Below are 21,594 nucleotides of genomic sequence, written 5' to 3'. Positions count from 1 at the left end.
CGGCGGTCGGCGCGGGGCGGTCACTCCAGTCCGGAGATCGTGAACACCGTGCGCGCGTGCCTGCGGTCGATGCGGTCGGCCAGCTGTCGCAGTGCCGTCACTCCGCACCGCAGCGTCCCGCGCTCCACGCAGCCGCGGGCGTCCTCGTCCAGCCGGTGCCACAGCGCCGGATTCGCGAGGAAGACCGACGGGTCGACCTCGACCCGTCGGCCGTCGGTGTCACGGAGCACCATGCGCTGGGCCACACCGTCCGACCAGCGCACCGAGACGAGCCGGTCGGTGCGCACGGTCCGCTCGCGCAACAGGCCGCGTGAGGAGAGCCATCCGGCGCCGGCGCGGACCCGTGGCGGCACGAGGACGGCACACAGCAGGGCGGCCAGCCCGGTCCAGAGCAGGAATCGAGGCCAGCCCAGACGGCCGGCCGCCGTGTCGACGGTCAGCAGCAGCCCGAGGAGCGCCACGGAGCAGTGGATCGCGAACCGCAGGTCGGTGGCCCAGCCCTGGTCGTGGGCGGCCGTGCCGGGGGGAGGCGGGCGCAGGCCGATGTGGTGGCCGGGGATGCTCCGGATGATGTGGCGTCGCATGGCAGCGACACTAGGTGCGCCCGGTCGTCCCGTCGGCGCCCGTTGATGAAGAGCTGACGTCGCGGCGGAGCGTCCTGACGGTTGCTTGACGCAGGCCGGGACGCGTCCGGTGAGTGGCTGCCCTGGTCCCGGCCCGAACGGCTGCGGGGGGCAGGTCGAGGAGAACCTCCGTCAGCTGGGCCGTGACCGCTGGCACGAACCTGCGCACCTACGGGCCCGGCCCGATCGCCGAGCACTTCGGCGCGCCGGCCGAGCTGCGCGAGAAGGGGCCCATCCGTCACCTCGGTCCCGGTGCGCTCCGGCTCACGCGGGAGGAGCTGTCGCTGCCGGGCCGGGGTCTGCCCGCCGCCGATCGGCCGAAGGCCGGCTGACGGAGTCAGTCCTCCTCGTCGCCCTCCTCGTCCTGCGCCTGCTGTGCTGGCTGCTCCTGCTGTGCCCCCGGCTGCTCGCGCTGCTCCGGCGCGGACGAGGGGGCGGTCGACTCCGGTCCGGTGGACGCGGACGGGTTGGAGTCCGGAGTGTCGGACGGGCCGGAGTCCGGGGAGAACAGGGCCATCCCCACGTACACGGCCGCGATGAAGGCGACCGTACCGGCTATGGCGCTGGCCACCCTGGGCCGGCGCCTGATCGCCTCCCGGGCCCCGGTACGCCGCCGGGCGGGGGCGGACCGGTCCGTCGGGCGACGTCTGCGGCCACCGGACTGCGACAGCCGGTACGTCGTCACGCCTGTCTGCCCGGCGGAGCCGGGCGCCGGGGCGGCGCCGTACGCGGCAGCGGCTGCCGGGGAGCGCGGCACGCCCGTTCCCGCCGGAGCGGGTGCGGGAGTCCGCGGAACGCCGGTCGCCGGGGGCGGCGCCGGGGCGTAGAGGGGCAGGGGCTCCGCCTGACCGCGCCAGGCATCGCTCTGGAACCACTCGGCGACCTGATGGGCGCCGGGCCGGTCCTCGGGCTGTTTCGCGAGCAGCCCCAGCAGATAGGAGTCGAAGGCCGGGGACACGTCGACCCCGCGCTGTCTGAGCGGCACAGGCGCCGTGTCGACATGCTGATAGAGCGTGGCGGTCGCCGTGTCCGAGCGGAACGGCGGCTCTCCCAGGAGAAGTTGGTAGATGACGCAGCCGAGGGAGTACATGTCGGAGGCCGCGCTCGCGGTACGGCCCAGGGCGCGCTCCGGGGCGAGATAGAGGCTGGTGCCGACGATCTGTCCGGTGGTGGTGAGCGCGGCGGACGGGTCGTCGACGAACTGCGCGATGCCGAAGTCGCCGATCTTGACTGACCCGTCGGCGTCCAGCATCAGGTTCCCGGGCTTGATGTCACGGTGCACGATGCCCTGGCGGTGGGCGGCGGCGAGCCCCGCGGCGGCCTGTCCGGCGATCCGGGCGACCTGCCCGGCGTCGAGCCGCTCCTGGGCCGCGAGGAGATCGCCCAGGCTCCTGCCCTCGACCAGCTCCATCACGAGGTAGAAGCGGTCCTCCCAGGCCCCGAAGTCGAACACGGCCACCAGATGAGGATGGCTCAGGCGGGCCGCGGTCTGCGCCTCCAGCCGGAACCGGGCGGTGGCCGACTCGTCCGCGTGGTCACCGAGCAGCAGCTTCACGGCGACCGCTCTGCCGAGCACTTCGTCCGAGGCACGCCACACCTCGCCCATGCCGCCGCGGCCGATAGGGGATATCAACCGGTACCGACCAGCTACCAGCACCTGTGCACCAATCTCGAATTGTGGGCCGCTTCTGCTGCCACGGGCAGCGACCCGAAGGACCGGGGCGAGGTGGGGGGCGCGCGGCAAGATCAGGATATCGGGCCGCCGGACCTCGCGGCTCCGGGCTCCGTCGGGTGCCCGAAACCGTGTGCTTTCCGTGCGGCCGCTTCCTTCTCACCGGGTGCCGACGGACGGACGATGACCGCCGGGCGGCGCGGTACCGTCCGCTTCCCGGTCGGCCGGCTCCGAGAGGATCCGGGCGCGCGAGTCCGCCAGGGCGATCACCGCGTCGATCTTCGGCGCCACCGCGGCGTTGACCGCCTGGCCGTGCTCGTACAGCTCGGCCACCCGCTCCTGGAAGACCGGCTCGCGCTTACCGGGGGGCCGCGATCGCCGCCAGCTCCTTGCGGTGGCCGAGCCGCGCCGAGCACGCCGAGCCGGAGATCACTTCCGGCTGCCCGCTCCCGTCGCACGGCCCACCGATTCGACCAGCGGCAGCAGCCGGTGCGGCACCCGTTCCCGCAGCGCCACCTCGGTGCGTGTCCTGACCACTCCGGGCAGTTGGATCAGCTGCTGGATCACATCCTCCAGGTGCCCGTTGTCGCGGGCCACCACCCGCGCCAGCAGATCACCGCCGCCCGTGGTCGAGAAGGCCTCGACGATCTCCGGCACCTCGGCGAGTGCCTCGCCGACCTCGTCGAGATGCCCCTGGGTGACCTCCAGATGGACGAAGGCCAGCACCGGGTGGCCCAGTGCCGCGGGGGACAGCACCGGCCCGGTCGCGGTGATCACACCGTCCCGTTCCAGCCGGTCGATCCGGGCCTGGAGGGTGCCCCGGGCGATGGAGAGGATGCGCGCGTACTCACGGACGCTGGTACGCGGCTGCTCGATGAGCAGCCGGAGGATACGGGTGTCGAGGGCGTCCACCGCCATGGTCCGCTGGCCTCTTCCTGGTACGGCGATCCGGGCTGCGACTGTACCAACGGCACAGCGGAAGCCGGACCGGAGCGAGCCGGCCCGCCCCTGACCGGATGTCATACCCGTAGTCCTCGAGAGCTACGAAATGGGTTCACACCCCGGTGGGACGCCGACTACGGGATCCCTTCCCTAGCTTCTGTACCCGAGCACCGAAGCCATCAGGTACGGAAGGAACAACCCCGCCATGTCGTCCCATCCGCGCATATCCCGCCTGCGTCGCGGCCTGCTCGCCGCGCTGGTGGCCGCCTCGGTGGCCGTGCCGGTCTCGGGCGCGGCGGGCCCCGCGGCCGTTCCCGCGCCCGCTCCGGCCGTCCGGGGCCCGCTGCGCACCGCCGCTCCCGAGGACCTCGCCGAGCGGTACGCCGCGACACGCGCCGACATCGGCGCGGCCGAGCGGACGGCGGCCCGCCACGGCGACCGCGGGCGGGCTGCCGCGCTGCACACGATGGCCGGTCCGGCCCGCAGCTTCCTCTCCTTCGACGGCCGCGACGGCGGCCGTGGCGTCGAGGTCGTCGGTGATCTGTCCCGTGCGGAACGGATCGCCGTACTGATCCCCGGCGCGGGCATCGACATCGACCACTACTGGCGCCTGCGCAACGGCGCTCTCGCCCTGCGCAAGGAGCTGGGGGCGGGGTCGGCGGTGGTCGCCTGGCTCGGATACCGGACACCCGCGACAGCGAGCCCGGCCTCGCTCACCTCGGGGCGGGCCACCGAGGCCGCACAAGAACTGGTTCGATTCTCAGGGGAGTTGAAGCGACTGAGACCCGCGGCCCGCACCACTCTCCTCTGCCACTCCTACGGCTCCGTCGTCTGCGCACGGGCCGCGCACGGACTGCGGGTCGACGACATCGTGCTGTACGGCAGCCCGGGGACCGGCTACCCCGACGTCGCCGCCCTGCACACCCCGGCCACCGTCTGGGCCGGCCGCGCCAGCCACGACTGGATCGCGGACGTACCGCACGCCGAGCTCCGACTGCCCTTCGTGACCGTCGGGTTCGGAACGGACCCGGTCTCGCCCGGGTTCGGTGCCGAGATCTTCGCGGCGGGCTCCGGCGGCCACAGCGACTACCTGAAGACCGGCTCCGAATCGCTGAGGAGCATCGCCCGGATCGTGGCCGGCACGGCCGGATCCGCCAAGACCCCGGGAGAGCGCCATGCGTGACTACGCCCGGCGGATCGAATCCGCCACCCCCGCCGACCGTGACCGTGCCGTCGACGCACTGCGCGCTCTCGCCATCCTCGGCGTCGTTCTCGGCCACTGGCTGGTGACCGCGCTGGTCGTCGACAGCGGCACCCTGCACGGGGCGAGCCCGCTCCGGTACTTGCCCGAACTCACCCCGGTCTCCTGGCTGTTCCAGACCCTCGCGGTCTTCTTCCTGGTCGGCGGGCTGGTTGGTGCGAGAAGTCAGGCCGCCGCCCGCGCCCGGGGCGAGAGCTACGGACAGTGGTTGCGTGCGCGGATGAGCCGGCTGCTGCGTCCGATGGCCGTGGTGCCGGTCGTGTGGTCCGTGGCGGCGGGCGTGATGCTTGCCGCCGGGGTGGACCAGGGCACCGTGCGCGCACTGTGCAAGCTGGTGTGGTCCCCGCTCTGGTTCATCGCGGTCTTCGTGGCGCTGACAGCGGCGACCCCACTGGTGGCGAGGCTGCATCCGCTGTGGCCGTTCGCCGTCGTACTGGTCGTCGACCTCTACCGTTTCGGCCTGGACGCGCCCGGCGGCTTCGCCTCGGTCAACGTGGCGGCCGGCTGGCTGGTGCCGTACTGCCTGGGCGCGGCCTGGGCCCGGGGCGAGCTGCTCAGCCGCCGGACCGGCTGGACGCTGCTGCTCGGCGGAGCCGCCGCCACCGCAGCACTGATCCGGTGGGCCGGCTATCCCGCGAGCATGGTCGGAGTGCCCGGTACGGAGATCTCCAATCTCGACCCGCCGACCCTCGCCGTGGTCACGTTCGGCCTCGCGCAGTGCGGGGCGGCGCTGCTGCTGCTCGGCCCGCTGCGCCGGATGCTGCGGCGTCCCGTGCTCTGGGCAGCGGTGGCGACGGTGAACCTCTCCGCGATGACGGTGTTCCTGTGGCACCAGACCGCGATGATCGCGGTCACCGCGACCGGCCTGTGGGCGGGCGGAGTGCTGCCGGGCCTGCACACCCTGCCCGACGGACCCGGCTGGGTACTCGCCCGGGCGGTCTGGCTGCCGGTGTTCGCCGTGGCGCTGCTGCTCTGCCGGCTTGCGTTCCGCGGTTACGAACAGCAGCGGCCGACACGAACGAAGAACCTGCTCGTCCGCGAGGGGCGCCCCGCCGGATCGATGGCGGCACGGCGTGTCTAAGGTGCGAGCTGTGAACCGGGGGGACATGGTGAAGCGTGCGGCGCGGGTACTGCGGGCACTGCCCCGTACCCTGCGCGAGGATCTTGCGACCATGGCGGTCGACCCGAACGGGCTCTCGGGGAAGCCGCGTTGGCTGGAGTGGCGGCCGGTGATCATGGTGCCGCTGGTGATGTTCGCGGTGGGGGTGCTCATCACGGGCAGCAACCAGTACGCCTTCGACTTCGGGATGGGCATCCAGCTCGGCATCCTGCTCGCCGGGGTCCAGTCGGTGGCGATCGTCGTCGCCCTGTACCGCCCGCTCCAGGCCTGGTGGGCGTCGATGCTCGTCATGGTGCTGGTCACCCCGTTCGCCGCGAACGTCGGCTTCGGGACACGGTTCCCGTGGGACGGCGCGTTCCCCTGGAGCGGGGCCGGGATCGCGATGCAGGCCGGGGTGCTGTTCCTGCTCGCGCTGCGGCTGCGCCCCCGGATCGCCGCCGAGACCCTGACGATCTCCGTGCTGGCGGGGCTCCTCTGTGGAGCGAGCACCCCCTGGCGCAGCGCCAATGACATCCGCCTCGCCCTCGGCGTCCTCGTGATCACGGTGGCGATGGGCATCGCGCTGCGCGGCCTCGCGGTGGCCCGTACCCGACTGGTCGAGCAGGAGGAGCTCACCGCCGAGGAGCGCGCCAGACGGACCCTGCTGGAGGAGCGCAATCGCATCGCACGCGAGCTGCACGACGTGGTCGCCCACCACATGTCGGTCATCTCCATCCAGGCACAGGTCGTCCCGCACCTGGTCGAGAACCCGTCCGAGGAGCTGAGGGAGAACGTCGAGGGCATCCGCAGGAACGCGGTCGAAGCGCTCACCGAACTGCGCCGGGTGCTCGGCGTACTGCGCTCCGAGGACCCCTTGCCGCAGGCCGCGCGGCACGCCCCGCAGCCCACCCTGGCACGGCTGGACGAGCTGATCGGCAACGCGCGCGGCGCCGGACTCACGGTCACCGCCGAGACCACCGGGGAGCCGCGTCCGCTGTCGCCGGGCGTCGAGTTGTCGGCGTTCCGCATCGTGCAGGAGGCACTCAGCAACGCGATGCGGCACGCGCCGGGCGCGCGGGTGCGGGTGGAGATCCGCCACCATGAGTCCGGGGTCACCGTGCGGATCACCAACACCGCGCCGGAACGGGCCGCCCCGCCCACCCCGGGCCCCGGCCACGGCCTGCTCGGCATGCGTGAGCGCACCGCGATGCTGGGAGGCGAACTGGCCACCGGAGCAACTCCTGACGGCGGGTACGAAGTCACTGCGATACTGCCCGCACCGCCCCTCGCGGAGCCGACGGGCCCCGCCGTTCCCGCCGACCCTGCCGAGGACATCCGATGACGGCTATCCGCGTTCTGATCGCCGACGACCAGATGATGGTCCGGCAGGGCTTCACGGTTCTGCTGAACGCCGAACCCGGCATCGAGGTCGTCGGCCAGGCGGTGGACGGTGCGGACGCCGTGGAGAAGGTGGCCGAACTCGACCCGGACGTCGTCCTGATGGACATCCGTATGCCCCGGCTCGGCGGCATCGAGGCGACCCGCGCCGTCACCGAGGGAGAGGGCGCCACCGTCAGGGTGCTCGTCCTGACCACCTTCGATCTCGACGAGTACGTCTACGAGGCGCTGCGTGCGGGCGCGTCCGGGTTCCTCCTGAAGGACGCCTCGGCCGAAGAACTCGCCCATGCGGTACGGGTGGTGGCGAAGGGCGAGGCCCTGCTCGCGCCGAACATCACCAAGAGGCTGATCGCCGAGTTCGCCCGGGTGAGCGCCGCTCCGCGCGCCCAGCTGAAGGCCCGCACCGGCGAACTGACGGAGCGTGAGACCGAGGTGCTGGCCCTGATCGCGCAGGGCCTGTCCAACACCGAGATCGCCGCATGTCTGGTGGTCGCCGAGCAGACCGTCAAGTCCCATGTGGGCCGGATCCTGTCCAAACTAGGACTGCGCGATCGCACCCAGGCCGCGGTCCACGCCTACGAGACGGGCCTGGTGCGCCCGACCGGCTACTGATCCGGCCCCGTCACCCGCGCGACACCGCGTCCGCACCCACGTAACGCCCCGTACACCCCGTTCGCACCCGCCCTCGGCTCCCGCACGACCGGAAACGGCGGGCGCGGCGCGGCTCCGGCACGTACGGAACCGACACACCGACAGAACCGACACACCGACCGGACGGCGCAGGACCGCTCGGCGAGCCGCCGTGCCCGCGACCGGGCATCCGGCTGCCCTCTCCCGGCGGTCCGGCCGATTCCGACCAACCGAAGGAACCGAAAAGTCCATGGGCTCCACCCTTGTCATCACCAATGACTTCCCGCCCCGCCAGGGCGGCATCGAGACCTTTGTGCACGCGATGGCCACCCGGGTCCCCGACGACGACGTGGTCGTCTACACCTCGCACGAGCCCGGTGACACCGCCTACGACGCGGGCCTGCCGTTCCCCGTCGTACGGGATCCGAGCCGCATGCTGCTGCCGACCGGCCGGGTGACCCGCAGGGCCGTCGAGATCGCGCGGGCCCACGGCTGCGACCGGGTCTGGTTCGGCGCCGCCGCACCGCTGGCCCTGATGGCGCCGGCCCTGCGGCGCAGCGGCGTCCGGCGCATCGTGGCGACCACGCACGGCCACGAGATCTGGTGGGCGAGAACGCCCGGCGTGCGCGGGCTCATGCGCCGGATAGGCGGCGGCGTCGACGTGGTCACCTACCTGGGCCAGTACACCCGCGCCCGGATCGAGCCCGCGCTCGGCCCGCGGGCGCGCATGAGCCGGCTGGTCCCCGGCGTCGACCCCGAGGTGTACCGGCCCCGCGCCGGCGCCGGACCCGACCCGCGCACCGAACTCGGGCTGCACGGCGAGCGGGTCATCCTGTGCGTGGCCAGGCTCGTCCCCCGCAAGGGCCAGGACACCCTCATCCGGGCCCTGCCGCTGATCCGGGACAAGGTGCCCGACGCCGTGCTGCTCGTGGTCGGCAAGGGCCCCGACGAGGCCCGGCTGCGCAAGCTGGCGGCGCGGCACGCGGAGGGGGCGGTCCGCTTCGCGGGCGGCGTCTCGCACGCCGACACACCGCCCTACTACGCCGCGGCGGACGTCTTCGCGATGCCGTGCCGCACCCGGCGGGCGGGGCTGGAGGCGGAGGGGCTCGGGATCGTGTTCCTGGAGGCGGCGGCGAGCGGTCTGCCGGTGGTCGTCGGCGACTCGGGCGGCGCTCCGGACACCGTCCTCGACGGCAGGACCGGCCGGGTCGTGGACGGCACCGACCCCGGCGCCGTCGCCGAGGCGCTGACCGGGATTCTTCTCGACCCCGACCGGGCGGCGATGGGCGCCGCGGGCCGTGAATGGGTCCGGGAGTCCTGGTCCTGGGACGCCTCGGCCCGGCACCTGACAGAGCTTCTGACTCCCGTGGAGCAGCTGCCGGTGCCCCTGCCGGGAGAGGAGTAGGCAGCCGCCGCGGCACGGCCACCGGCCACAGGCCGGTGCGCCGCCGGTCCGTTGGCCTACTCATGGTGCAGCAGAGTCGAGATTTGCTGTACCAATGGCTCACTGACAGCTGTCCGAGTTGAGCCATGGGTTGCAAGGATGCTGTGATGTACCCGTCGATGGCGCTGCGGATCTCCGCGGCGCCTTTTTCATGCCGGTGTACGGAGCCGGCGTACCGGGCCGGCGTGCGGAAGCGGGAGCAAGTGGTGCTGAAGAGGATGTTCGTTGCCCCGGACCCGGGCCGGACGAGGCTGCGCAGCAGTCTCCGGGCCGTCCTCGGTATCGGACTGGCCGTCGCGGTGTGCGGACTGGCCGGACACTCCCTCGTCGCGGCCGTCACCGGCGGCCTCGCCGCACTGCTGGCCCTGTTCACCGTGCTGGACACCACGGTGCGGGGGCAGGCGATCACCACGGCCCTGCTGCCCGTCGCCGGCTTCCCCGTACTGGCCCTCGGCGCGGGGCTGCACGACCACCCGGTCGCCCGGGACCTGGCCTTTCTCGCGGTCATCGGCGCGGGCGTGTACGCCCGGCGATGGGGGCCGCGCGGCCACTCGCTCGGCGTGTTCGCGTTCATGGCCTTCTTCACCACGCAGTTCCTCCACACCCTGCCCGGTCAACTGCCCGAGCTGTACTCGGCGGTCGCCCTCTCCCTGCTCCTCTCGTCGACCGTCCGCTTCGGCCTGTGGTGCTACGAGCGGCGGCGGCCCGCCCCCGTCGTCCCCGCCCCGGTGACCGGCACCGGGCTCGGCCGGGCGACCACGCGCCAGGCGGTCCAGGCCATCGCGGGCGCCGCCCTCGCTCTGATGGCCGGACTCGTCCTCTCCGAGGAACGCTGGTACTGGGCCGTGGGCGCCACGTGGTGGGTCTTCGTGAACACCGCCTCGCGCGGCGAGACACTGGTGCGCGGCTTCCGCAGAGTGCTGGGAACACTGGCCGGCGTGCCCATCGGCCTGGCCGTCGTCGTACCGCTGCACGGGGCGCCCGTGCCCACCGCGGTCGTGGTCGCGGCCGGTGTCTTCGGGATCTTCTACACCGCCGCTGTCTCCTACACCTGGATGGTGCTCTCCGTGACGGTGATGGCCGGGGCGCTCTACGGACTCCTCGGCGTGCTGGACCCCGCCCTGCTGGTGCTGCGTGTGACGGAGACCGGCGCGGGCGCGCTCGGCGCGATGCTCGCGGTGCTGCTCGTCCTGCCGGTCACCACGCACGCCACGACCGACGCGTGGATCCAGCGGGCCCTGCGCTGTGTGCACGCCTGCACCGCGGAAGCAGCCGCACGGCTCTCGGGATCGCCGACCGCCGATCCCGCACCCCGGATCGCCGAACTGGAGGCACTGCTCGGCCGGGTCCGGATGTCGCTGGCCCCGCTCGTGCACCCGCTCAGCCCGCTGCGCGCCCGCAGGGTCCGTGCCGGTCAGGTCCTCGCCCTGCTGGACGACTGCGCACGCGAGGTACGCGGACTGGCCTCCGTCGCGGCGGACCCGGAGGCATCCCACGACACCCGCCTCACCGCCGCCTGCTGGCGGGTCGAGGCGTCCGTGGAGGCCCTGACCGCCCCCGACCCGCGGCATCGGGCGGGCGTACCGGACGTTGTGCCGCACACGGCCGGGGCCGAGCCCGCGCTCGCCCATCTGCACGGCCTGGAACGGGCGCTGGCCGAACTCGCCGCACCGCTGCGCAGCGACCCGCGTTCGCCGTTGATCGGCGTGTGAATGGTCCTTGGACGTGTCCTCCCGGGCGGACCCGGCGGCCGAGGCACTGGTCCGGACCTGACGCGTGACTGCTACCGTCGGCCCGGAAGATCACGACGGTACGGACCGTCGTGATCAGTCGGCGGAGAGGGGAAACGCGGTGACTGGCAGTGCGGTGGGCAGTGACGACGGCGCGGTGCGGGCTTTCATCGGGTCGTTCACCTCGGCGGGCGGACGGGGCATCACCGTCGCCGCCGTGGACGACGGGACCGGGGCGCTGACCCCGCTCGGCTCCACGGACACGGTCCCCGACCCCTCGTACCTCGCCCTGGGCCACGGGCCGGGGCCGGGTGGCGGCGCGCTCTACGCGGTCAGCGAGACCGAGCACGGCGCGGCAGCCGCCCTGGACATAACCGGCGGCGTGCCGCGGCCCATCGACGGGATCCGGCCGGTGGACGGCAGCGGCCCCACCCATCTCGCGCTCGCGGGCGGTCATCTGCTCACCGCCAACTACGACACGGGCAGCGTCAGCGTGCTGCCCGTGCGGCCGGACGGTTCCCTCGGCCCGGTCGCCTCCGTGCTCCAGCACGAGGGCAGCGGTCCCGACGCCGACCGGCAGCGGGCCCCGCACGCCCACCAGGTGCTGCCCGACCCGTCGGGGAACTGGGTGCTCAGCGTGGACCTCGGGACCGACTCCGTACGGATCTGCGCACTCGACACCACGACCGGGGCGCTGCGGCTGCATGGCGAGACGGCCCTGCGGCCGGGCACGGGCCCGCGCCATCTGGCCTTCCACCCCGCCGACGGCCACGCCTATGTCCTCAACGAACTCGAACCGACCGTCACCACGTGCCGGTGGAACGCCGCCGCGGGTGTCCTGGAGCCGGTCGGGGAGACGCCCGTGCTGCCGGCAGCAGCGCAGGACGACGACGCGGCGACCTACCCCTCCGAGATCGTGGTCTCGCACGACGGCCGGTTCCTCTGGACCGCCAACCGGGGGCACGACAGCATCTCGGTTCTCGCACTCGACGCGACCGGCGAGAAGCCGGCCCTGGTCACGACCGTGGACTGCGGCGGGCACTGGCCGCGCGATCTCGCACTCGACCCCACCGGCCGACGGCTGTACGCGGCCAACGAGCGGTCCGGCGACGTCACCTGGTTCGACGTCGACCCGGAGACCGGCGTCCCGCGCCGCGCGGGCTCACTCGACGCCCCCGCCGCATCCTGCGTGATCTTCGCCTGACCTCACTCCGCGCACAGCGCGAACGCCGGACGGGCCCGGTTCTCCGGGCCCGTCCGGCGTTCGTGGACCGACGGTCCGCCGGGCGCACCCGGCGACGGGTCAGCGCGCCTGGGCACCCTGCGGCGCGACCGGCGTGATGCCGAGCGTCGTCATGTACATCGACAGCACGAGCTTGCCGATCGCCGGGTACGCGCCGAGCGGCTCGGCCGTCGCGCAGCCCGCCTCCTTCGCAGCTGCGTCCAGCAGCCCCTCGGCCATCTCCGGACCGACGAGGTACGGGGCCACCGCGAGCTGCGCCGAGCCGGAGCCGGTGAGCTGCTCGGCGACCGACGCGACGGAACCCTCGACGTCGAGAGCCGCGGCCATCACCGGGACCGCGAGCCGGGCGGCCAGCAGCATGCCGGTGATCCCCGCGGCCTGTACGGCCTCGTTGCCGCCCACCGTGGCCAGCACGATGCCGTCGGCGGCCGTGGCCACCGTGAAGAGCCTGGCCCGGTCGGCGCGGGCCAGACCGGCCTCCGAGAGCCGCACGTGCAGCGCCTCGGCGAGCAGCGGGTGCGGGCCGAGCACATCGGTCAGCTCGACCTGCGTACCGCTGTCCATCACGGCCTGCCGTATCCGCCGGATCAGGGCGCTGTCCGGCCCCGCGAGCAGCGGCACGACGACGGCGGACGGCCCCTCGGGCTCGGCGACCTCACGGCCCGCGGCCTGCGCCTGCTCGAAGCGCGCGACGCGCTCGGCGGCGCAGTGGGTGAGTACGGCGGAGAGCGCGGGGTACTCGGCGTCGTCACCGTCGAGGTAGCCGATCCGGGCGTTGAGGCCGGGCAGCTCGGAACGGGCGATGCTGATCACCTCTTCGGCCAGACTGCGGGTGGCCGAAGTGGGGGGACCGGGAACGGCGAGGACGAGCGCGGCAGCGCCTTCGGGTGCGACCACGGGCTCCGGGCGGCGGTGCCGTCCGGACTGGCGAGGTCGCGGCATTCGTACAGGCAGGCCGGAAGCGGGCCCAGTGGGGGTGCTCATGGCGCCGCATGCTACTGGTTTTCGGTGCGGCTCTGTTCGGGGAGGGCCCAGACAGGCGTTATCTGTCCGCTTTTATCCGATGAGTGGCTTACTGGTCGACTGTCCTGCTCTGCCGGTGCCTACTCGGGACTCTGCTCAGGCCCTTCGTCTGGCACCCGGAGCAGCGTCGGATGGCGGGGCAGTCGCAGATCCCCGGTCGCCAGCGCTCGGGCGATGGACAGCGCGCCGGTCAATGGATCACCCGAACCGGGGACCGCCCGTGCCTGCGGTACCTGCCGGGACAACTCCTCGCGCAAGGGCACGAGCAGCGGATCGCCCATCCGGAACAGGCCGCCCGTCAGCCCCACTTCGCACGGCTCGCCATCGGCGCCCGCCTCCGGGCACACCGCCGCGGCCGCCCCCGCGATGTGTTCCGCGGCCTCGCGCAGAATCCCCGCGGCGACCGGATCGTGCCCGGCGCACGCGGCGACCTCGGGTGCGAACGAGGCGAGCACGGCAGGCCGGTCGGCGCGCGGATAGAGCAGCCCGGGCAGCTCCGGCGCCGGCCCGAACACCGCCTCCAGCCGGGACAGCAGCGCGGCGGATCCGCCGCGCCGGCCGTCATGGGCGCGCATGGCCGCGTCCAGCCCGGCCCGGCCGATCCAGGCCCCGCCGCCGCTGTCGCCCAGCAGATGGCCCCAGCCGTCGGCGCGCCGCCAGCCCGTCAGGTCCGTACCCAGCGCGATCATGCCCGTGCCCGCCGCGACGACCGCCCCCGGGCGCTGACCGAGCGCCCCGGCGTACGCGGTCACCGCGTCGGCGGCCAGCGCCAGCCGCCGCACCCCGAGCGCATCCTCCAGGGCCGACGGGAGCTCCGCGCGCAGCTGTCCGCCGAGCGTCGCCATGCCCGCGGCGCCGATCGCCACTGCGTCGATCCCGGAGCCGTCCTGGCCGCCGCACCGCTCCAGCAGCCGACGGGTGGCGGGCAGCAGCTGTTCCAGCAGATGGCCCGCGTCGATCCCGGCCGGTCCGGTGCGCACCGGACCGGCGCAGACCGTCGTCGCCACCGGGGCCGACAGGCCGACGGCGCCCAGCGCCACGCGCAGCCCCGAACCACCCGAGTCGACGCCGAGCACGTACGGCCCCGACGCGGCCGCCGCTCCGTCCGCGCGCACTCCGGCGGCAGGGCTCTGAGACGTTCGCCGCGATGCGCTCAAGGGCCGACTCCAGGAAGGAAGGGGAAGGAACGGCGGCAGCCTATCCCCAGTACCTCCGGTCCAGTTCGGGGGAGTGCGAGTTCGGGGTCCGAGGCGGTTCGTGTACGCCGGTAGAGTGACGTTCCGTGGCACCACGACCGTTGAATGAAGTAGTCGAGCCCGGCTGGGCCGAAGCACTCGCCCCCGTCGCCGGACGTATCGCGCAGATGGGCGATTTCCTGCGCGCGGAGGTGGCGGCAGGCCGCACCTATCTGCCGGCCGGGGCGAACGTTCTGCGCGCGTTCCAGCAGCCCTTCGACGACGTACGCGTCCTGATCGTCGGTCAGGACCCCTATCCGACACCCGGGATGGCGATGGGGCTGAGCTTCTCCGTGGCCCCCGAAGTGTCCCGGGTACCCGGCAGCCTGGAGAACATCTTCCGGGAACTCCACACGGATCTGGGACTTCCGCGTCCGTCGAACGGCGATCTGACGCCTTGGACGCGACAGGGCGTACTGCTGCTGAACAGGGCACTCACCACGGCGCCCCGCAAACCCGGCGCGCACCGCGGCAAGGGCTGGGAGGAAGTGACCGAACAGGCCATCCGGGCCCTGGCCGCACGCGGCAAGCCGCTGGTGTCCGTGCTGTGGGGGCGCGACGCCCGCAACCTGCGGCCGTTCCTCGACGACTTCCCGGCGATCGAGTCCGCGCACCCCTCGCCCATGTCGGCGGACCGCGGCTTCTTCGGCTCGCGCCCGTTCAGCCGCACCAATGAACTCCTGCTGCGCCAGGGGGCTCAGGAAGTCGACTGGCGGCTGCCGTAGCGCGGCGGTCCGGGCCGTACACACCTCGTCGGTCCCGAAGTGGCACCGGCTCCTCCACGGGGCCGGTGCCACGTCCTTGGACGGTGCCGCGTGTCCCGGATCAGGACGCGTCGCGCACCGTTCCGGTGAAGACCGGTCCCTCCTGCGGCTCCCAGGAGCCGTCGTAGGTGATCATCCGCAACCGCAGGGACTCCTCCGGCTCCTTCAGTCTGTCTGCGACCGTGGGCACGGTCACCTCGGTGCTCACCTCACCGGCGGGCACGCTGACCGGCAGATACGGCGTCTCCACCACCTTGGACAGCGGCCGGGCCGGGTTCGGCGGCTCTCCGAACGTGTCCCGCAGCCACGCCCCGTCGACGTCCAGGGTGGACAGCTCCGTCCCCTGTCCGACCGGCAGGATGTCGAAACCGACGGAGTCCATGTCGACATCGGCGGCCTCCGAGAGCGTGATCCGCCAGCGCAGGCTCTGCCCCTCGGTGACATGGTCCGCGACCGGCTTCACCTCGACCGTGGGCATCGGATCGTCGTTCTTCACGGTCAGACCGCCGAGGTGGGAGCCGACGACCGCGCCGCGAACCGCCTTGACGAACACACTGTGCGTGATGTCGTAGCCGAAGCGGGTGTTGCCCCGCACGTCGACCGGCACATCGAGTTCATGGCTGCCCGGACGCACCGTCACCGTACGGTAGGTGGCCCTGTCCGTGCCCGGCTCGGCGACGAACAGCCGGACCCGTCCGCTGCCGTGCCCGGAGACCCGCACCGGGATGCGATAGCTCCGTACCCCGAAGTCGCCTTCCTCGACCGTCAGTCGGCCGATGTCCACCCGTGGCAGCGAGGCCGCCCGGACCGGGGGCGTACCCGGGCGCCAGCCCCATGCGTCGATCAGCCAGGCCTGCCCCGACGTGCTGCGTGGAGTCAGTTCCAGGGTCTTCACCCGCTTCAGATCCACCTTGCTCCGTACGGCGGCGGAGAGCGGCACCCGGATCTCGCGGCCCCAGTAGGACGCGGTCCGGTCGCTGCCCGGCAGTCCGTCGATCCGGGCCCCGCCGAGCGTCACCCGTCGGCCCCCGGTGTCGGTGAGAGCGACGTCCAGTCGGGTGCCGCCGGTGTTGGGCGGCACGATCACCCGGAGTGCCAGCGACTCGGAACCCGCCACGGAGACCGGACGGGCGGGACGGATCTTCACCGCGGTGCCCGGCTTGGACCAGCGCATCGCCACCGCGTGGCGGCCGGGCTCCCGAGGGGTGTCCCACATGGCGAAGTGCGGGGAGACGGCGGTCCCTTCGGGCGGCAGGCAGGCGCGGCCCGGATCGGGATCGACCTGCGCGCACACCCGGCCGCCGCTCACGGCCACCGAGCTGTCCGGCAGGAACGCGGGCGTACGCTTCCCGCCGACCGCGTGGGTGAGTACGCGTACCGGGCCGGCCGAGGGCGCGCGCCGGTCCGAGCCGTCCAGCAGCGGCCGTACGCGGTCGTCACCCGCGACGAACAGCCGGGCCGCCGCAGCGATGTACGTGGCCCCGGCGGCCTGCTGCCGAGTGGCGGTGAGCCGGGTCTTCTTGCCCGGCGTGCACACCGGGTCCGGGGTGTCGCCGGCCCAGAAGTCGTCGTCTGCGGGCGCCTTCGCCTGCCCCGGTGTCCACTCGCTGTTGAAGAAGTTGTGGTTGGCGCCGACCATGTAGACCGCGCTGTGCAGCGCGGCACCCCGGCTGATGCCGCGGGTGCCGTCGGCATAGAGCTGGCCCTGTAGGTCGGACACATCGCCGTCGCAGCCCGGCAGGATGGTCATGGACGGCACATCGGGAACGGGGTTCTGCCCGAAGATGGTGGGACCGATCAGGACAGTGCCGCGTATCCGCCAGCGCACCGGGCCCCGGTAGCCGTCCTGGTCCGCGGGCGGCCGGTAGAGGCTGTCGAGCGCGGCCCGGTTGACGCCCTCTCCGCCCCGGGAGTGACCGACGAGCAGCACCTCGGACATGTCGGCCGGCGGTGCGGCGCGCACGGCCGAGGGCGCCCCGGCCCGGTCGCGGGCCCAGTCCGCCCAACGGGCGAGGTGCAGCCGCACCAGGGACGAGCGGGCCTGGGCGCCACCGTCGTCGGCGATGTCGTCCTGCCCGTTGATCCCGTTGGCCGAGATGGACACCGTGACATAGCCCTGGGAGGCCAGGAGCTTCTGGTCGCGCAGATAGCCCCGATGGCTCGGCACCGGCTGCATGCCCGCCTCGCAGGGCCAGGAGACCCCCTGCTCGCCCTCGGAGTTGAAGCACGTGTAGTGCCGGCCGTGCAGGAACAGCGCGAGCGGCCGCCGTCCCGGGGCGCCGACCGGAGACACCACCGCGGCGCGCATCTCCACCGGGGCGGCGAATCCGGGCAGCCGCACCGACTTCAGGGCGTACTCACCGCTGACGGTCCGGTACTTGCCCGGTACGCCGGGGTCGACCGGGTTCGCCGGAAGGGGCGCCGCCGGCTGCGCAGCCCCGGTGGCCCTGCGGGCGTCCGGGGCCCGCCGGGCTCCGGACGCGTCGAGACGGCGCCCGCCCGCCAGTACCTTGAGGCTCGTCGACCGCCCGATGCGCGCGCCGTCGAGCCTCAGCCGGAACGCCCGGCGGTCCCGGGTGGCCACCGGCCGGCCCAGGAGCCTGTCCCCGGCATAGAACTCGACCCGGGCATCGCCCATGGGCACCGGGTCGGGCGAGGCCCAGACGAGCTGCTTCCCGGCTCCCGTACCGGTGATCCGCCAGCCCGCCGGCAGCCGTCCGTCGGGGTCTTCCCGCGGCGCGGAGGGCGCTGCGGAGGGTATGGATTCGATGGAACGCTGCGTGTGCGCCGGTTGCGGCGACGCGCGCGCCGACTCCGGCCATCCCACGGTCAGGGTGAGTACCGCCAGCGCGGCGGTAACCGTGCGCGAGACACGGAACAAGGTGGTCCTCCTGGTCATCGGCCTTCTCGAACTCCCCGGAGACATCCGGGCCCCCGCTCCCGGAGGACGGAGAGTGAAGCCCAGGGGTTGCCTCATGCCGCGTCATATGGCGCGGAACTGATGCTTCGGAGAAGCGAGTTGGTCCGATGAACGGCCGGATCGCGCCAGGGCGGGATGTCGGCCGACGGTCGGGTCAGGCGTCGATCACCGCCGCCCGCACGCACAGGACGTCCGGAAGGTGCGAGGCGAGCTGCCGCCAGCTGTCCCCGTCGTCCGCGCTCGCGTACACCTCGCCGTTGCGGTTGCCGAAGTAGACGCCCGCCGGATCGGCGTCGTCCGTGCAGAGCGCGTCGCGCAGCACCGTGCCGTAGTGCGTCTCCTCGGGCAGGCCCGCCGACAGCGGCTCCCAGGTGCTGCCCGCGTCGCCGGTGCGGAACACCCGGCAGCGGTGTTCGGCGGGCACCCGGTCGGTGTCGGCGTTGATCGGGAAGATGTACGCGGTGTCCGCGCGGTGCGGGTGTGCGGCCGCGGCGAAACCGAAGTCCGACGGCAGGCCGTGCCCGATGTCGGTCCAGTTGTCCCCGGAGTCGTCGCTCCGGAACACTCCCCAGTGGTTCTGGAGATAGAGCCGGTCGGGATCGACCGCGTCCCTCGCCACCTTGTGGACGCACTGACCGAACTCCGGCTCCGGGTCGGGGAGGAAGACCGCGGACACCCCCTTGTTCGACGGGGCCCAGCTCGCCCCGCCGTCCTTCGTGCGGAACACCCCGGCCGTGGAGACCGCGACGGTCACGGCGCGGGCGTCCCTCGGGTCCGTCAGGATGGTGTGCAGCCCCTCACCGCCCCCGCCGGGCTCCCACCTCGAACGCGTGGGATGCTCCCACAGCGGGCGGACCAGCTCGAAGGACTCCCCGCCGTCCTCGGAACGGAACAGCGCGGCGGGCTCGGTCCCCGCGTACACCACATCGGGCGCCTCGGGGCCGGCCGGATGCAGCTGCCAGACCCGCTCCAGCGAGGCCCCGGTGAACCGGGGGAACTTCACGGCCGGTTGTCGTGGTTCGCCCCAGGTCATGCCCAGGTCGTCCGAGCGGAAGACCGACGGGCCCCAGTGCGCGCTGTCGCCGCCGACCAGGAGCCGTGGGACCTGCCCGCGGGTGTCGATGGCGATCGAATAGATCGCCTGGGCATTGAAATGCGGGCCGTCGAACTCCCACGCACCACCGCGCCTGCGGCCGATGAAGAGTCCCTTGCGGGTGCCCACGGTGAGCAGTACGTCGGTCATGACCGAACCTCCCGAAACGCCGTTGTGTCGGATAAAGGCCAGTCTGCACCCGACCACTGACAGTGGCCCGCAAAGCAGCCGCCCTGCCTCGGGCCCTGTTGCATCGAGGCCGGCGGGGGTACGGTGCACGACAATTAGAAAGCGCTTGCCGGAGTGCGTGCACCACATGCGGACCTCACGGCAGAGAGACCGAGGAGCAGCTGTGCCGACCTTCGAAGGGCTGCCCGGCGCCGTCGCCGTGTCCCATCTGCGGGTGTACGACTGGCCCGCCGCGGACGGTCTGCGCGGCGGGACGCCCCATCTCCACCTCACCTGTTCCGAGGGGTACGTGGTGGTCGGCGGCGCGGGCTCGGTGCAGACCCTCACCGCGTCGGGATTCCGGCAGACGCCGCTGGCACCGGGTGCGCTGGTGTGGTTCACGCCAGGCACGATCCACCGGCTCGTCAACGAGGACGGGCTGCGCATCGTCGTGCTCATGGAGAACAGCGGGCTGCCGGAGGCGGGCGACGCCGTACTCACCCTGCCGCCGGACCGCCTGGCGGACCCGGACGCCTACCGGGCGGCGGTCGCCCTGCCCGCCGACGGCTCCGAGGCGGAGCAGGAACGGGCCGCGCGCGCCCGCCGCGATCTCGCCGTCGAAGGATTTCTCGCCCTGCGCCGGGCCGCCGAGGCGGGCGACCCCGAGCCGCTCGCCGCATTCCACCGGGCCGCGACCGCACTCGTACGGCCGAGGGCCGAGGACTGGCGTGAACGCTGGCAGCGCGGGGCCGCCGCGGCATCCGAGGCGACCGGCGAGCAGCTCGACGCCGTGGCGCGCGGTGACGGCGGCCATCTCGCCGACGCCTGCGTCCACGCCGAACAGCCCTCCGCATACGGAAAGTTCGGCATGTGCGGCCGTCTGGACGTCTATCGGGGCTGACCGGCTCCGGCGGCTTCGGACGCGAGGGAGCAGGTCAGGAGCAGGGTCGTGCTGCCGTCGTCCTCCGTGATGTTCCGGACATGCCGGAAGCCGATCCGGTCCAGCAGCGCCAGCGACCCGGTGTTCTCGGCCGCCACCGTGGCATGCACCTCGGTGAGCCCGAGCGTGTCGAACCCGTACCCGGTCAGCGTCTGCGCGATCTCGGTGCCGAACCCCTGCCCCCACGCGGTGGCGGCCAGTGCGTAGACGATCTCGTGGCCGCCCGCCTCCGGGGACGGCTTGATCTCCGCATGGCCGACGAACCGGCCCTCGTGCCGGATCGCCCAGACGTCGAACAGGTCCTGTGCGTACACCTTGCTGAAGATCCGTCCGAACAGCGCGCGGTCCTCGGCCTCGGTCTGCGGCCCTTCCCCCATCCAGCGGGAGACCCGGGTGTCCTGGAACAGCGCGACGAAGTCCTCCTCGTCGGCGGGTGTGTACGGATCCAGACACAGTCGAGCGGTACGCAGAGCAAGGGTCGTCATGGCCGACGACGTTACGCAGCACCCCGGCCGGCCCGCAATGCAATACCCGTGCCCGGGCGGTGGCCGTCCCTGCTTCACTGGCGCGCATGACCTCATCGGTGTTCGAGACTGCCACCCCCGACGCGTTCGCCTACCTGGACCGGGTCGCCGCCACCGGTCCGGGCCGGTCCTACAAGAGACACATGCTCGACGAGCTCGGAGTCCGGCCGGGCGATACGGCGCTCGACCTCGGCTGCGGACCCGGCACCGATCTCGGCGCGCTCGCCGAGGCCGTCACCGCGACGGGCCAGGTGATCGGCATCGACCACGACCGGGCCTCGGTCGACGCCGCCCGGGACCGCAGCGCGGAGCGGAGCAACGTGACCGTGCGGCTCGGAGACGTCCACCAGCTGCCACTGCCGGACCACTGCGTCGACCGGGCCCGTACCGACCGGGTCCTCCAGCACGTCGACGATCCCGCCCGAGCGCTCGGCGAAGCCCGGCGCGTGCTCAGGCCGGGCGGACGGCTCGTCATGGGCGAACCGGACTGGGGCACCCTGACGGTCGATCATCCGGACAGCGGTCTGTCGCGCGCCTACACCCAGTACGTCACGCACGAAGCCGTCCGCAACGCCCGCATCGGCAGCCAGCTGGCCCGACTGGCGGCGGACGCGGGATTCTCCGTGCCCGGGGTCGTACCGGTCACCCCCGTCTTCCGGGACGTCCGGGCAGCCGACGGGATTCTCGGTCTGGAGCGCACCGCGCGCCGCGCCGCCGACGCCGGATACTTCACCGAGGAGTCGGCGCGACGGTGGCTGGACCACCTTTCCGACGGCCCCTTCCTGGCGGCCGTGACGCTCTACATCGTCGTGGCCGAGTCGTAGGGTCCGCTCCGGATGTGGCACGGTCGGCCCCGAGAACCTCAGGCTTTACGGGCCCGGCGAA

At 73.0% G+C, this 21,594-nt stretch carries 19 protein-coding genes and 1 pseudogene; 11 read left to right on the top strand and 9 right to left on the bottom strand.

Annotated features, from left to right (window positions below; genetic code table 11):
* Positions 1-20: 20 nt before the first annotated feature.
* Positions 21-584 carry a hypothetical protein gene (locus IE107_RS16700; RefSeq protein ID WP_229866998.1) on the bottom strand — a complete coding sequence of 188 codons (564 nt, stop codon included), beginning with the start codon at positions 582-584 and terminating at the stop codon, positions 21-23.
* A 93-nt stretch (positions 585-677) separates the two neighbouring features.
* Between IE107_RS16700 and IE107_RS16695 the strand changes: the two are divergent.
* Positions 678-871 (top strand): annotated as a pseudogene (locus IE107_RS16695) (aldo/keto reductase); the annotation flags it as partial.
* An 89-nt stretch (positions 872-960) separates the two neighbouring features.
* Here the strand turns inward: IE107_RS16695 and IE107_RS16690 are convergent.
* The 3 genes from IE107_RS16690 to IE107_RS16680 all read right to left on the bottom strand — a co-directional run bounded on the left by IE107_RS16690 (position 961) and on the right by IE107_RS16680 (position 3,213).
* Positions 961-2,280, bottom strand: a complete 1,320-nt coding sequence (locus IE107_RS16690; RefSeq protein ID WP_189544567.1) for a serine/threonine-protein kinase — start codon at positions 2,278-2,280, stop codon at positions 961-963.
* Between the two features lie 174 nt (positions 2,281-2,454).
* The gene (locus IE107_RS16685) at positions 2,455-2,628 is read right to left on the bottom strand and encodes a hypothetical protein (RefSeq protein ID WP_189544566.1); all 174 of its coding nucleotides are present in this window, start codon (positions 2,626-2,628) and stop codon (positions 2,455-2,457) included.
* Positions 2,629-2,724: 96 nt separating this feature from the next.
* Positions 2,725-3,213 (bottom strand): Lrp/AsnC family transcriptional regulator, encoded by a 489-nt coding sequence (locus IE107_RS16680; RefSeq protein ID WP_189544565.1) that lies wholly within the window; start codon positions 3,211-3,213, stop codon positions 2,725-2,727.
* Positions 3,214-3,442: 229 nt separating this feature from the next.
* On the opposite strand from IE107_RS16680, the gene IE107_RS16675 reads away from it, so the two are divergent.
* From IE107_RS16675 to IE107_RS16645, 7 genes are all read left to right on the top strand, one after another.
* Entirely contained in the window at positions 3,443-4,420 is a 978-nt protein-coding gene (locus IE107_RS16675) for an alpha/beta hydrolase (RefSeq protein ID WP_189544564.1), read from the top strand.
* Positions 4,413-5,579: an acyltransferase family protein gene (locus IE107_RS16670; RefSeq protein ID WP_189544563.1), complete on the top strand. Its 1,167-nt coding sequence runs from the start codon at positions 4,413-4,415 to the stop codon at positions 5,577-5,579. Before IE107_RS16675 ends, IE107_RS16670 begins: the two co-directional genes overlap by 8 nt.
* A gap of 25 nt (positions 5,580-5,604) precedes the next feature.
* A complete protein-coding gene (locus tag IE107_RS16665) occupies positions 5,605-6,939 on the top strand; it encodes a sensor histidine kinase (RefSeq protein ID WP_189544708.1) in 1,335 nt (444 codons plus the stop codon).
* Positions 6,936-7,607 carry a response regulator gene (locus IE107_RS16660; RefSeq protein ID WP_189544562.1) on the top strand — a complete coding sequence of 224 codons (672 nt, stop codon included), beginning with the start codon at positions 6,936-6,938 and terminating at the stop codon, positions 7,605-7,607. Before IE107_RS16665 ends, IE107_RS16660 begins: the two co-directional genes overlap by 4 nt.
* Positions 7,608-7,875: 268 nt before the next feature.
* Positions 7,876-9,030: a glycosyltransferase family 4 protein gene (locus tag IE107_RS16655; RefSeq protein ID WP_189544561.1), complete on the top strand. Its 1,155-nt coding sequence runs from the start codon at positions 7,876-7,878 to the stop codon at positions 9,028-9,030.
* A 245-nt stretch (positions 9,031-9,275) separates the two neighbouring features.
* Positions 9,276-10,781 (top strand): FUSC family protein, encoded by a 1,506-nt coding sequence (locus IE107_RS16650; RefSeq protein WP_189544560.1) that lies wholly within the window; start codon positions 9,276-9,278, stop codon positions 10,779-10,781.
* Between the two features lie 154 nt (positions 10,782-10,935).
* On the top strand, positions 10,936-12,003 hold the full coding sequence (locus IE107_RS16645) for a lactonase family protein (protein WP_189544707.1): 1,068 nt from the start codon (positions 10,936-10,938) through the stop codon (positions 12,001-12,003).
* A 99-nt stretch (positions 12,004-12,102) separates the two neighbouring features.
* Here IE107_RS16645 and IE107_RS16640 read toward each other — a convergent pair whose 3' ends face one another.
* Both IE107_RS16640 and IE107_RS16635 read right to left on the bottom strand, forming a co-directional pair.
* On the bottom strand, positions 12,103-13,026 hold the full coding sequence (locus tag IE107_RS16640; protein ID WP_189544559.1) for a sirohydrochlorin chelatase: 924 nt from the start codon (positions 13,024-13,026) through the stop codon (positions 12,103-12,105).
* Between the two features lie 119 nt (positions 13,027-13,145).
* A complete protein-coding gene (locus IE107_RS16635) occupies positions 13,146-14,180 on the bottom strand; it encodes an N-acetylglucosamine kinase (RefSeq protein ID WP_189544706.1) in 1,035 nt (344 codons plus the stop codon).
* 167 nt (positions 14,181-14,347) lie between these two features.
* On the opposite strand from IE107_RS16635, the gene IE107_RS16630 reads away from it, so the two are divergent.
* Positions 14,348-15,025, top strand: coding sequence for a uracil-DNA glycosylase (locus IE107_RS16630; RefSeq protein ID WP_189544558.1), 678 nt, complete (start codon positions 14,348-14,350; stop codon positions 15,023-15,025).
* Positions 15,026-15,125: 100 nt separating this feature from the next.
* On the opposite strand, the gene IE107_RS16625 is transcribed toward IE107_RS16630, so the two are convergent.
* Positions 15,126-17,963 (bottom strand): alpha/beta hydrolase, encoded by a 2,838-nt coding sequence (locus IE107_RS16625; protein ID WP_229866995.1) that lies wholly within the window; start codon positions 17,961-17,963, stop codon positions 15,126-15,128.
* A 175-nt stretch (positions 17,964-18,138) separates the two neighbouring features.
* Positions 18,139-19,227 carry a WD40/YVTN/BNR-like repeat-containing protein gene (locus IE107_RS16620; protein ID WP_189544557.1) on the bottom strand — a complete coding sequence of 363 codons (1,089 nt, stop codon included), beginning with the start codon at positions 19,225-19,227 and terminating at the stop codon, positions 18,139-18,141.
* A gap of 202 nt (positions 19,228-19,429) precedes the next feature.
* On the opposite strand from IE107_RS16620, the gene IE107_RS16615 reads away from it, so the two are divergent.
* The gene (locus tag IE107_RS16615; RefSeq protein ID WP_189544556.1) at positions 19,430-20,146 is read left to right on the top strand and encodes a cupin domain-containing protein; all 717 of its coding nucleotides are present in this window, start codon (positions 19,430-19,432) and stop codon (positions 20,144-20,146) included.
* Here IE107_RS16615 and IE107_RS16610 read toward each other — a convergent pair.
* Positions 20,134-20,670, bottom strand: coding sequence for a GNAT family N-acetyltransferase (locus IE107_RS16610; RefSeq protein WP_189544555.1), 537 nt, complete (start codon positions 20,668-20,670; stop codon positions 20,134-20,136). The two genes, IE107_RS16615 and IE107_RS16610, sit on opposite strands and share 13 nt — an antisense overlap.
* An 86-nt stretch (positions 20,671-20,756) precedes the next feature.
* On the opposite strand from IE107_RS16610, the gene IE107_RS16605 reads away from it, so the two are divergent.
* On the top strand, positions 20,757-21,533 hold the full coding sequence (locus IE107_RS16605) for a methyltransferase domain-containing protein (RefSeq protein ID WP_189544554.1): 777 nt from the start codon (positions 20,757-20,759) through the stop codon (positions 21,531-21,533).
* Positions 21,534-21,594 lie beyond the last annotated feature (61 nt).

Origin of the sequence: Streptomyces gelaticus (assembly GCF_014649535.1) — a bacterium.
Lineage (GTDB): Bacteria > Actinomycetota > Actinomycetes > Streptomycetales > Streptomycetaceae > Streptomyces > Streptomyces gelaticus.
The sequence above is the reverse complement of the archived record's forward strand: the minus strand, read 5'-3'. Positions and strand labels throughout refer to the sequence as shown.

What these genes read in the sequence shown, in the direction of transcription:
- IE107_RS16700 (WP_229866998.1), bottom strand. Translation starts at nt 584, where the DNA reads ATGCGACGCCACATCATCCGGAGCATCCCCGGCCACCACATCGGCCTG.
- IE107_RS16680 (WP_189544565.1), bottom strand. Translation starts at nt 3,213, where the DNA reads ATGGCGGTGGACGCCCTCGACACCCGTATCCTCCGGCTGCTCATCGAG.
- IE107_RS16675 (WP_189544564.1), top strand. Translation starts at nt 3,443, where the DNA reads ATGTCGTCCCATCCGCGCATATCCCGCCTGCGTCGCGGCCTGCTCGCC.
- IE107_RS16670 (WP_189544563.1), top strand. Translation starts at nt 4,413, where the DNA reads ATGCGTGACTACGCCCGGCGGATCGAATCCGCCACCCCCGCCGACCGT.
- IE107_RS16665 (WP_189544708.1), top strand. Translation starts at nt 5,605, where the DNA reads ATGGTGAAGCGTGCGGCGCGGGTACTGCGGGCACTGCCCCGTACCCTG.
- IE107_RS16660 (WP_189544562.1), top strand. Translation starts at nt 6,936, where the DNA reads ATGACGGCTATCCGCGTTCTGATCGCCGACGACCAGATGATGGTCCGG.
- IE107_RS16655 (WP_189544561.1), top strand. Translation starts at nt 7,876, where the DNA reads ATGGGCTCCACCCTTGTCATCACCAATGACTTCCCGCCCCGCCAGGGC.
- IE107_RS16640 (WP_189544559.1), bottom strand. Translation starts at nt 13,026, where the DNA reads ATGAGCACCCCCACTGGGCCCGCTTCCGGCCTGCCTGTACGAATGCCG.
- IE107_RS16625 (WP_229866995.1), bottom strand. Translation starts at nt 17,963, where the DNA reads ATGACCAGGAGGACCACCTTGTTCCGTGTCTCGCGCACGGTTACCGCC.
- IE107_RS16620 (WP_189544557.1), bottom strand. Translation starts at nt 19,227, where the DNA reads ATGACCGACGTACTGCTCACCGTGGGCACCCGCAAGGGACTCTTCATC.
- IE107_RS16610 (WP_189544555.1), bottom strand. Translation starts at nt 20,670, where the DNA reads ATGACGACCCTTGCTCTGCGTACCGCTCGACTGTGTCTGGATCCGTAC.
- IE107_RS16605 (WP_189544554.1), top strand. Translation starts at nt 20,757, where the DNA reads ATGACCTCATCGGTGTTCGAGACTGCCACCCCCGACGCGTTCGCCTAC.